Source organism: Streptomyces sp. NPDC052721 (assembly GCF_040678315.1).
Taxonomy (GTDB): domain Bacteria; phylum Actinomycetota; class Actinomycetes; order Streptomycetales; family Streptomycetaceae; genus Streptomyces.
Window position 1 is genome coordinate 130262 of sequence record NZ_JBFATL010000020.1, and the last position, 10253, is coordinate 140514.

The 10253-nt window shown below is 71.5% G+C and carries 8 protein-coding genes; 6 read left to right on the plus strand and 2 right to left on the minus strand.

Annotated features, from left to right (window positions below; translation table 11 throughout):
• Positions 1-124: 124 nt before the first annotated feature.
• Positions 125-1003 (minus strand): hypothetical protein, encoded by an 879-nt coding sequence (locus AB0L21_RS20675; RefSeq protein ID WP_365785520.1) that lies wholly within the window; start codon positions 1001-1003, stop codon positions 125-127.
• Positions 1004-1174: 171 nt separating this feature from the next.
• On the opposite strand from AB0L21_RS20675, the gene AB0L21_RS20680 reads away from it, so the two are divergent.
• The 6 genes from AB0L21_RS20680 to AB0L21_RS20705 all read left to right on the plus strand — a co-directional run bounded on the left by AB0L21_RS20680 (position 1175) and on the right by AB0L21_RS20705 (position 8261).
• On the plus strand, positions 1175-2368 hold the full coding sequence (locus tag AB0L21_RS20680) for an argininosuccinate synthase (RefSeq protein ID WP_365785522.1): 1194 nt from the start codon (positions 1175-1177) through the stop codon (positions 2366-2368).
• Between the two features lie 129 nt (positions 2369-2497).
• Positions 2498-3928, plus strand: coding sequence for an argininosuccinate lyase (gene argH, locus AB0L21_RS20685; protein WP_365704018.1), 1431 nt, complete (start codon positions 2498-2500; stop codon positions 3926-3928).
• Positions 3929-4199: 271 nt separating this feature from the next.
• Positions 4200-5036: an alpha/beta fold hydrolase gene (locus AB0L21_RS20690; RefSeq protein ID WP_365704020.1), complete on the plus strand. Its 837-nt coding sequence runs from the start codon at positions 4200-4202 to the stop codon at positions 5034-5036.
• A 60-nt stretch (positions 5037-5096) separates the two neighbouring features.
• Complete coding sequence (locus tag AB0L21_RS20695) at positions 5097-6068, plus strand: aldo/keto reductase (RefSeq protein WP_365785524.1); 972 nt, start codon at positions 5097-5099, stop codon at positions 6066-6068.
• A gap of 121 nt (positions 6069-6189) precedes the next feature.
• Positions 6190-6741, plus strand: a complete 552-nt coding sequence (locus AB0L21_RS20700) for a helix-turn-helix domain-containing protein (RefSeq protein WP_365704024.1) — start codon at positions 6190-6192, stop codon at positions 6739-6741.
• A complete protein-coding gene (locus AB0L21_RS20705) occupies positions 6738-8261 on the plus strand; it encodes an MFS transporter (RefSeq protein ID WP_365785526.1) in 1524 nt (507 codons plus the stop codon). The genes AB0L21_RS20700 and AB0L21_RS20705 overlap by 4 nt, the downstream gene beginning before the upstream one ends.
• A gap of 23 nt (positions 8262-8284) precedes the next feature.
• Here AB0L21_RS20705 and AB0L21_RS20710 read toward each other — a convergent pair whose 3' ends face one another.
• The gene (locus AB0L21_RS20710; protein ID WP_365785528.1) at positions 8285-9922 is read right to left on the minus strand and encodes a multicopper oxidase family protein; all 1638 of its coding nucleotides are present in this window, start codon (positions 9920-9922) and stop codon (positions 8285-8287) included.
• Positions 9923-10253 lie beyond the last annotated feature (331 nt).

Consider the following 10253-nt stretch of genomic DNA (forward strand, 5'->3'; position numbering starts at 1 on the left):
GTCTGCCGAGTATCGGCGGCATTTCTTCGGCTGTCCGAGTAATTGCCGGATCGGGCGTACGGGGGGGTCGCCGTGGCCGCCCCGGCCGGCGCTTCCCACGGGGCGTCCACGGCTGCCTGTCACCTCACTGGGTGAGGGTGCAGGCGGCCAGTGAGTCCAGTCCCGTCGGCTTGGCGGAGGCGCGGCCGATGGCGATGGCGATGCGGTCGATGGTCGAGGCGCGCTTGTCCTTCAGCGGGCCGAGGATCGCGTTGTCGACGAAGTTCGGTCCGCCCTGGCCGACGGTGTTGGCCAGCCGGGTGTTGGCCTCCTTGATCTGGGTCTGGAGGAGGGCGAGGTTGCGGTCGACCTCGGCCTTCGCGGAGGCGGGGATCGCGGGGAGCTGGGAGGCGACGTCCGGGCAGGTGATCGTCCCGGCCCCGGTGTTCCCGCCGGCCGCGCCGCCGCCCGCCGCCGCGCCGCCCTCGCCCGCCGCGCCGCCGTCCGCCGTGCCGGCGCCCGGCTGCTGGGTCGCCGGAGCGCTCGGGGCGGCGCCGGTGGACGCCCCGCCGCCGCCCGCGTTCAGGGTGCAGGGCGCCAGCGCGTCCAGTCCGGCCGGCTTGGCCGCCGTACGCCCGATCGCCGTGGCGATGCGGTTGACGGTGGCCACGCGCTTGTCCTTCAGGGGACCGAGGATCGCGTTGCCGACGAAGTTGGGCCCGCCCTGGCCGACGGTGTCCCGCAGCCGCTTGTTCGCCTCCTGGATCTGGGTCTGGAGGAGGGCGAGGTTGCGGTCGACCTCGGCCTTCGCGGAGGCGGGGACGGCGGGCAGCTTCGAGGCGACGTCCGGGCAGGTGATCGTCCCGGGGCTCGCCAGGGTACGGGCACCGGTCGCGCCGTCGCTCCTGGCGGGGGTGCCGGCGAGGGCGGAGCCGGCGATCACCGCGCCGGACAGCACCACGGCGGCGGCGCCGCCGATGACCGCCACGCGACGCTTGTTGTACTTCGGAAGAGCCCTGGACATGCGGAAGCCTCACTCGGGTCGGGAGTGTCGTCGTCGGACGAACGCGGCGCCTGCGTTCGGCGAGAAGTACGAGAAAGCGGTTGCAGGTGTTCAGTCCCAGGGGAGATTGACGAATCATGCAGGGTTCTGCATACTCATGCATGTCAGCGAATGCACTGTGAGGAGAAACCCGTGACCGAGCGCGTCGTACTCGCCTACTCAGGCGGTCTGGACACCTCCGTCGCCATCGGCTGGATCGCCGAGGAGACGGGCGCCGAGGTCATCGCCGTTGCGGTCGACGTCGGCCAGGGCGGCGAGGACCTGGACGTCATCCGCAAGCGCGCCCTCGCGTGCGGCGCCGTCGAGGCCGAGGTCGCGGACGCCAAGGACGAGTTCGCCGACGAGTACTGCCTCCCGGCGATCAAGGCCAACGCCCTCTACATGGACCGCTACCCGCTGGTCTCCGCCCTCTCCCGGCCGACGATCGTCAAGCACCTCGTCGCCGCCGCCAAGAAGCACGGCGCCACCACGGTCGCCCACGGCTGCACCGGCAAGGGCAACGACCAGGTCCGCTTCGAGGCCGGCATCGTCGCCCTCGCCCCCGACCTCAAGTGCATCGCCCCGGTCCGTGACTACGCCATGACCCGGGACAAGGCGATCGCCTTCTGCGAGGAGAAGCAGCTCCCGATCGCCACCACCAAGAAGTCCCCGTACTCCATCGACCAGAACGTCTTCGGGCGCGCGGTCGAGACGGGCTTCCTGGAGGACATCTGGAACGCCCCGATCGAGGACATCTACGAGTACACCTCCAACCCGGCCGTCCCGCGCGAGGCCGACGAGGTGGTCATCAGCTTCAAGGAGGGCGTCCCGGTCGCCATCGACGGCAAGCCCATCACCGTCCTCCAGGCCGTCCAGCAGCTCAACGAGCGCGCCGGCGCCCAGGGCATCGGCCGGATCGACATGGTCGAGGACCGTCTCGTCGGCATCAAGTCCCGCGAGGTGTACGAGGCTCCGGGCGCCATCGCCCTGATCACCGCCCACCAGGAGCTGGAGAACGTCACGGTCGAGCGCGAACTCGCCCGCTACAAGCGGCAGGTCGAGCAGCGCTGGGGCGAACTGGTCTACGACGGCCAGTGGTTCTCCCCGCTCAAGCGCGCCCTGGACGGCTTCATCAACGAGGCCAACCAGCACGTCACCGGCGACATCCGGATGACCCTGCACGGCGGACGCGCCGTCGTCACCGGCCGGCGCTCGACGGAGTCCCTGTACGACTTCAACCTCGCGACCTACGACACGGGCGACACGTTCGACCAGTCGGCGGCCAAGGGCTTCATCGACATCTACAGCCTGTCGTCGAAGATCGCGGCCAAGCGGGACCTGGCGTGACCGAGACCGGTCACACGCACGGGTCCACCTCACACGCATCAGCCTGACAGCCGCCTCCTCGCCTGGAAGGGCGGGGAGGCGGTGGCACACCAAGAGCCTGTACATCGACAGCTTCGAGGAGCAACGCAAGTGAGCAGCAACAGCGGTGACGTACGGCTCTGGGGCGGCCGTTTCGCCGACGGTCCGGCCGAGGCCCTGGCGAAGCTGTCCGCGTCCGTCCACTTCGACTGGCGGCTCGCCCCCTACGACATCGCCGGCTCGCGTGCCCACGCGCGCGTGCTGCACACGGCGGGACTCCTCACCGAGGACGAGCTCCAGCGCATGCTCGCCGGACTCGACCGGCTGGAAGCCGACGTGGCCGCCGGCACCTTCACGGGCACGATCGCCGACGAGGACGTGCACACCGCCCTGGAGCGCGGCCTGCTGGAGCGCCTCGGCCCCGACCTCGGCGGCAAGCTCCGCGCCGGCCGGTCCCGCAACGACCAGGTCGCCACCCTGTTCCGGATGTACCTGCGCGACCACGCCCGGATCATCGGCGGCCTGATCGCCGACCTCCAGGACGCCCTGATCGGCCTCGCCGAGGCCCACCCCGACGTGGCGATGCCCGGCCGCACCCACCTCCAGCACGCCCAGCCGGTGCTCTTCGCCCACCATGTCCTGGCCCACGTCCAGTCCCTGTCCCGGGACGCCGAGCGGCTGCGCCAGTGGGACGAGCGGACGGCCGTGTCGCCGTACGGCTCCGGCGCCCTCGCCGGCTCCTCCCTCGGCCTGGACCCGGAGGCGGTCGCCCGCGACCTCGGCTTCGAGCACGGCAGCGCCGGCAACTCCATCGACGGAACGGCCTCCCGGGACTTCGTCGCCGAGTTCGCCTTCATCACCGCGATGATCGGGGTGAACCTCTCCCGGATCGCCGAGGAGATCATCATCTGGAACACGAAGGAGTTCTCCTTCGTCACGCTGCACGACGCGTTCTCGACGGGCTCGTCGATCATGCCGCAGAAGAAGAACCCGGACATCGCCGAGCTGGCCCGGGGCAAGTCCGGCCGCCTGATCGGCAACCTCACCGGCCTCCTCGCCACCCTCAAGGCCCTGCCCCTCGCCTACAACCGCGACCTCCAGGAGGACAAGGAGCCCGTCTTCGACTCCTGCGACCAGCTGGAGGTGCTGCTTCCCGCCTTCACCGGCATGATCGCCACCCTCACCGTCCACCGCGAGCGCATGGAGGAACTGGCCCCGGCCGGCTTCTCCCTCGCCACCGACATCGCCGAGTGGCTGGTCAAGCAGGGCGTGCCGTTCCGCGTCGCGCACGAGGTCGCGGGGGAGTGCGTCAAGGCCGCCGAGGCCGAGGGCAAGGAGCTGGGCGACCTGACGGACGAGCAGTTCGCGAAGATCTCCGCGCATCTCACTCCGGAGGTCCGCTCCGTCCTCAACGTCCCGGGCGCCCTGGCCTCCCGCAACGGGCGTGGCGGTACGGCACCGAGCGCGGTGGCCGTCCAGCTGGCGGAGGTGAAGGCGGACGTGGCGGCCCAGCACGCGTGGGCGGACGCCAAGAAGGCCTAGGTCCTGTCTGGCAATTCGCCGCCCTTCGGGCGACGACGCGCATTGTCGACAGCGATGGCGCTCCCAGCGCTCCTCGAAGGGCCCGGGCCTGTGGCCGGGCCCTTCGTGCTGTCCGGGCCGCTCGATCACGGACTCGATAACGGACGTGTTTCAGCCACTGGCCGAAACCTTGACGTCTCGCTACTCGGAAGTAACCATTCCGGTAGCCCGCGTTCGGCAATGCCGAACAACGGTCGATCCGAGCCGCCGACACCAGCAGGAAAGGGACGTCATGCGCACACCCCGCACCCGACGCACCGGAAGAACCGCCCGCCTCCTCGCCGCCGCCGCGACGGCCGCGCTGTGCGCGCTCGGCCCGACGGCCCCCGCCTCCGCCGCCGACACCCCGCCGCCCGGCGCCAACGACTGGTCCTGCAAGCCGGACGCGGCCCACCCGCAGCCCGTCGTCCTGGTGAACGGCACCTTCAAGACCTCGTACGAGAACTGGCTGACCCTCTCGCCCGCGCTCGCGCACGCCGGCTACTGCGTCTTCTCCTTCGAGTACGGCGACCTGGAGACGGCCCCCGTCCCGGACTCGGCGGCCCAGCTGCGCGACTTCGTGAACGCCGTGCTCGGCGCGACCGGCGCCAGGAAGGTCGACATCGTCGGCCACAGCCAGGGCGGCATGATGCCCCGCTACTACGTCAAGTTCCTCGGCGGCGCCGCCAAGGTCGACGACCTCGTCGGGATCGTGCCCTCCAACCACGGCACGTCCAACCCGCTCGCGATCGCCGCCGGTGCCACCGTCTGCCCCTCCTGCGTCGACCAGACCAGCGGCTCGGACTTCCTCCAGCGCCTCAACGCCGACCCGGAGGCCCCGGCCGGCCCCGACTACACGGCCATCGCCACCCGGCACGACGAGGTCGTGGTCCCGTACACCAGCGCCTTCCTCGAGGGGCCGGACTCGTACGTCACCAATGTGCTGCTCCAGGACCGCTGCCCGCTCGACACCACCGAGCACGACCAGGCGCCCAAGTCGCCGCTGGTCGAGCAGTGGGTGCTGAACGCCCTCGGACGCAAGGGGCCGGCCGACCCCGCCTTCGTACCGCGCTGCGTCAGCACGGGCTGAACCCCAGGCGGCTGGGTAGATTGGTGCAAGATCCTCCGCTCATCGTGCAGGGAGCCCGCCATGCCGTTCAGCCGCCTGGCCACCGCGACCACCCCCACCGCCCACATGGGACTCGGTCTCGCCGCCGTCGGCCGCCCGGGCTACATCACCCTCGACCGCGACACGGACCTCGGTGAGGACCGCAGCGTGGACGCGCTGCGCACCCGTACCCACGAACTCCTCGACGCCGCCTACGCCCAGGGCGTCCGCTACTTCGACGCCGCCCGCTCCTACGGCCGCTCCGAGGAGTTCCTCGCCGACTGGCTGAACGCCCACCCCGGGATCGGCGACGTGGTCGTCGGCAGCAAGTGGGGCTACACCTACACGGCCGGCTGGTCCACCGACGCCGAGCGGCACGAGGTCAAGGACCACAGCCTCGCCGCCTACGAACGGCAGCGCGCCGAGACCGACGCCCTGCTCGGCGACCGGCTCGACCTCTACCAGATCCACTCGGTGACCCCGGACAGCCCGGCCCTGACCGACAGGAACCTGCACGCCAGGCTGGCGGAAGCCGCCGCTCAGGGCCTCACCGTCGGCTTCTCCACCAGCGGTCCCGCCCAGGCCGACGCCATCCGCGCCGCCCTCGCGGTGACGGTCGACGGCGAACCCCTCTTCCGTACCGTGCAGTCGACGTACAACGCCCTGGAGGCGTCGGCCGGGCCCGCCCTCGCCGAGGCGCACGACGCCGGGCTCGCCGTGATCGTCAAGGAGGGCATGGCGAACGGCCGGCTGGCCGAGCCGCACGCCCCGGACGCGCTGAGGGCCGTGGCCGCCGCGACCGGGATGGGCTGTGACGCGGTCGCCCTCGCCTGGATCCTGCGCCGGCCCTGGGCCGGTGTCGTCCTCTCCGGCGCCGCGACCGTCCCGCAGCTCGTCTCCAACCTCCACGCCCCCGCCGTCGACCTCGACGAGGACCAGCTGACCCGCCTCGACACGCTGGCGGAGGACCCGCGCGCCTACTGGGAGCGACGCGGACAGCTGCCCTGGCACTGACGAGCACCCGCTCCGCCGTCATGCGCGACGGCCGGCCGTATGGTCCAGACCCGACCAGCACCGATGAGACAGTCGCGCCCATTGTGAGACATTGATATCTCATATGGCCTACTCTTGTCTCATGGCCCTCGATCGTGACCACGTGCTGCGCAGCGCAGCCGCCCTGCTGACCCGCAAATCCACCGCGACCATGGACGAGGTCGCCAAGGCCGCCGGGATCAGCCGGGCCACGCTGCACCGCCACTTCGCCGGCCGCGACGCGCTCGTCCGGGCGCTGGAGCAGCTCGGCATCGCGGAGTGCGAGGGGGCGCTGGACCGGGCCCGGCCGGAGGAGGGATCCGCAGCCGAGGCCGTCCGCAGGCTCGTCCGCGAGATCCAGCCGGCCGCCGGACTGCTCGCGTTCCTCTACGGCGAGAACCAACTGTGGGAGGGCGACCGGCAGAACGAGGGCTGGCAGCGCCTGGACGCCCGGATCGGCGCCCTGTTCCAGCGCGGACAGCGCGACGGCGAGTTCCGCATCGACCTCAGCCCGGTCTGGCTCACCGAGGCGCTGTACGGGCTGATCGCCTCCTGCGCCTGGGCCACCCTGGACGGCCGCGTGGCCTCCCGGGACTTCCCGACCATGATCGCCGAACTGTTGCTCGGCGGCGCTCTGCGAAGAGAGGAACCATGACCAGCACCCTGCGGCCGGCACACGTGACCGAGGCGGTGAAGCGCCCGGGCCGCTGGCTCGCGCTCTCCGTTCTCGTCCTGGCCGTGCTGCTGGTGGCCGTCGACGCCACCGTCCTCGGCCTGGCGACCCCCTACATCAGCGAAGACCTGCACCCCTCCGGCACCCAGCTGCTGTGGATCGGCGACGTCTACTCGTTCGTCATCGCCGGTCTGCTGGTCTCCATGGGCAGCCTCGGCGACCGCATCGGCCGCAAGCGGATCCTGCTGGGCGGGGCCACGGCGTTCGGCGCGCTGTCCGTGCTGGGCGCCTACGCCACGACACCCGAACTGATGATCCTGGCCCGGGCGCTGCTCGGCGTCGCCGGCGCGACCCTGATGCCCGCCACCCTGGCCCTGATCCGCAACATCTTCCACGACGCGCGCGAGCGCAGCCTCGCCGTCGGCATCTGGGGCGCGACCGCCTCCGCCGGTACGGCCGTCGGCCCGATCGTCGGCGGATTCCTCCTCGAACACTTCTGGTGGGGCTCGGTCTTCCTGATCAACCTGCCGGTGATGGCGGTCCTGGTCCTGGTCGGCATCCGCACCCTGCCCGAGTCCCGCAACCCCCGTCCGGGCCCGTGGGACCTGAGCAGCGTCCTGCTGTCGCTGGTCGGCATGATCGCCCTGGTCTACGCCGTCAAGGAGGCCACCACCCACGGCGTCGACGGGACGAGCCTGGGCACCGGCCTGCTGGGCGCGGCGGCCCTGTACGGCTTCGTCCGCCGCCAGCTGACCATGCCGGTCCCGCTGCTGGACATGCGGCTGTTCCGGCGCCGTGGCTTCAGCGGAGCGGTCCTCGCCGACCTGCTGACCGTCCTCGGCATGTCGGGCCTGGTGTTCTTCCTCTCCCAGTACCTGCAACTCGTCCAGGGCCGACGCCCGTTCGAGGCGGGCCTGGCCGAACTGCCCGCGGCGGTGGGCGCGGTGACGGCCGGTCTGGTCGCGGGCCGGGCCGCCCGGCGCTTCTCGGTCCGCGCGGTGGTCTCCGGCGGCCTGGCCGCGGTCGGCGTCGCCCTGGCCGCGCTGACGGCGCTCGGCGAGTCCACCGGCTACCCGGTCCTCGGTGCCGCCCTGCTGGTCGTGGGCGTCGGCGCGGGCTTCTCCTTCACGGTGACCGCCGACGTCATCCTCTCCAGCGTCCCCAAGGACCAGGCGGGCGCGGCCTCGGCGGTGTCCGAGACGGCGTACGAACTGGGCGCCGCCCTGGGCATCGCCCTGCTGGGCTCCGTCGTGACCGGCGTCTACCGCGGTTTCACGGGCCCGGCCGGCACCCCGGCCGGCGCACACGAGTCCCTGGGCGCGGCGGTGGAGGCGTCGGCGCACCTGCCCCCGCACCAGGCGGAGGCCCTTCTGGACGCGGCCCGGGACAGCTTCGTCCACGGCCTCCACCTGGCCTCGGCGGCGGGAGCGGCGGTCCTCCTGGCGGCGTCAGCGGTGGCGTGGTTCCTGCTGAGGAACCAGGAGCTGGACAGCACCGGCTGAGGTGCTCCAGTACCGCCGCCACGTCACTTCTTGTAACCGAGCACCGTCATCATGCCGCTCTCCGAGTGGTACTGGTTGTGGCAGTGCAGCATCCACAACCCCGGATTGTCGGCATCGAAGTCGATCACCAGCTTCCGGTGCGGCAGCACCATCGCGGTGTCCTTGCGCGCCCCCACGGAATCCAGCCCCGTCAACGAGAACGTGTGTCCGTGCAGATGCATCGGATGCCACATGTCCGTGGCGTTGATGAGGGTGAGCCGCACCCGCTCGCCGGCGCGGACGGGGTGGCGCTGCTGCGGGGTGTAGGGCTTGTGGTCGAACCCCCAGTCGAACTTCTGCATGGTGCCGGTGATCCGGATGCGCAGCTCCCGGTCGGGGTCCCGGTCGGCGAGGGCCACGGAGTCGTCGGGCAGGAGACGGCGCGCGGGGACGGTGTTGCCGTCGAGCTCGTCCGGGTGGACGTCGGCCGGGGGGAGGTTCTTGGTGCCCTTGCCGGTGCGCAGGACGGCGACCGCCCTGCCCTTCTTGCCCTCGGGCAGGGCGACCAGGGGGAAGACCCCGTCTTTCGCGGTGATCAGCACGTCGTACCGCTCGGCCATGCCGACGAGGAGGGCGTCGGTCCTCTTGTGCTTCACGGGATAGCCGTCGGTGTGGGTGACGGTCATCGTGTGGTCGCCCAGCGCGACCCGGAAGGCGGTCTCGGAACCGGCGTTGATGATGCGCAGCCGCACCCGGTCGCCGGGGCGGCAGCGGAACACCGACGGATTGTCGGGCAGGCGCCCGTTGACGAGGTAGTACGGGTAGGCGACGCTGCCGCCCTCCCCGTGCAGCATGCGGCTGTGGGAGTCGTGCAGCACCCGGTTGGGGCCCGTGGACTTCCCCGTGGACTTCTTGGACCCCGACGGGTGCGCGTCCGGCCGGTGAGCGCTCGGGCTGCCGTGGCCGGGGCCCATGGCCATGCTCCCCATGTCCATGGAGCCGCCGGGCTTGAGCTGGCTCAGGACGCCCTCGGGTGTGGAGCCCTCCACGCCGTCGAGCCAGTCGTCCAGGACGACGACCCACTCCTTGTCGTAGGAGAGGGGCTCCTTGGGGTCGTCGACGATGAGCGGCGCGTACAGGGCCCGGTCGGGCTGCATCCCCACGTGGGAGTGGAGCAGGTAGGTGCCCGGATGCTCGGCGACGAAGCGGTAGCGGAAGTCGGACCCGGGGTGGATGGCCCGCTGGGTCAGGTCCGGCACGCCGTCCATGTCGCAGCGCAGCCGCACCCCGTGGGAGTGCAGCGTGGTCGTGGCGGACAGCCGGTTGGTGAGCGTCAGGTCGAGCACGTCACCGGCCGTGACCCGCACCAGCGGGCCCGGTACCTCCTCGTTGTACGCCCATGTGCGGACGGCCCGCCCGCCCAGGTCCAGCTTGGCCTCGGCGGCGGTGAAGCTGAAGGTGCGTTCGCGGCCGGACCCGCGTTTCCGCTCGGCGGCCAGGACTTCCGGATCCGACGGGTTGACGTACCCCCGGGGTCCGGCCGGGACGAACTTCTCCCCGCCGTTCATGTGCTGGGGGCCGGAACTGGGCTCGGAACCGGAGCTGGTGCAGGCTGCCAGGAATCCCGCACCGGCGACGGCGATCGGGGTACGGAGCAGAGTACGCCGAGAAGGTTTGGACATGTCTGAATCAGACATGTTGTGTGGTCATATGGCCGCTTGATACGGCCGAATGCCCGATGTGTCGGCGGCAGATTCCACCGCCAGGCGGACGCAGGCGACACCGAGCCCGTCCGCCGAGGGGTCCGGGGCCTGTCCGACCGTTCCCGTCCGCCGCGCGACGCCCTGCACGGCGAGAGCACGCACCTGACGCCGCGTCGCCGCCCTTCGGACGGCGACGCGAACGGCCGGAGGGGCCTTAGGCCCTGTCGTCAAACTCCCGTCTGCCGCGCGACGCCATGCACGCACTCTCGCCGCACCGGGCCCCGACCCAAGTACATCCAGTACGAGGGCC

Bases quoted from the DNA above. Each gene is read 5' to 3' on its own strand.
- AB0L21_RS20675 (WP_365785520.1), bottom strand. From the start codon at position 1,003: ATGTCCAGGGCTCTTCCGAAGTACAACAAGCGTCGCGTGGCGGTCATC.
- AB0L21_RS20705 (WP_365785526.1), top strand. From the start codon at position 6,738: ATGACCAGCACCCTGCGGCCGGCACACGTGACCGAGGCGGTGAAGCGC.
- AB0L21_RS20710 (WP_365785528.1), bottom strand. From the start codon at position 9,922: ATGTCCAAACCTTCTCGGCGTACTCTGCTCCGTACCCCGATCGCCGTC.
- AB0L21_RS20690 (WP_365704020.1), top strand. From the start codon at position 4,200: ATGCGCACACCCCGCACCCGACGCACCGGAAGAACCGCCCGCCTCCTC.
- AB0L21_RS20695 (WP_365785524.1), top strand. From the start codon at position 5,097: ATGCCGTTCAGCCGCCTGGCCACCGCGACCACCCCCACCGCCCACATG.
- AB0L21_RS20700 (WP_365704024.1), top strand. From the start codon at position 6,190: ATGGCCCTCGATCGTGACCACGTGCTGCGCAGCGCAGCCGCCCTGCTG.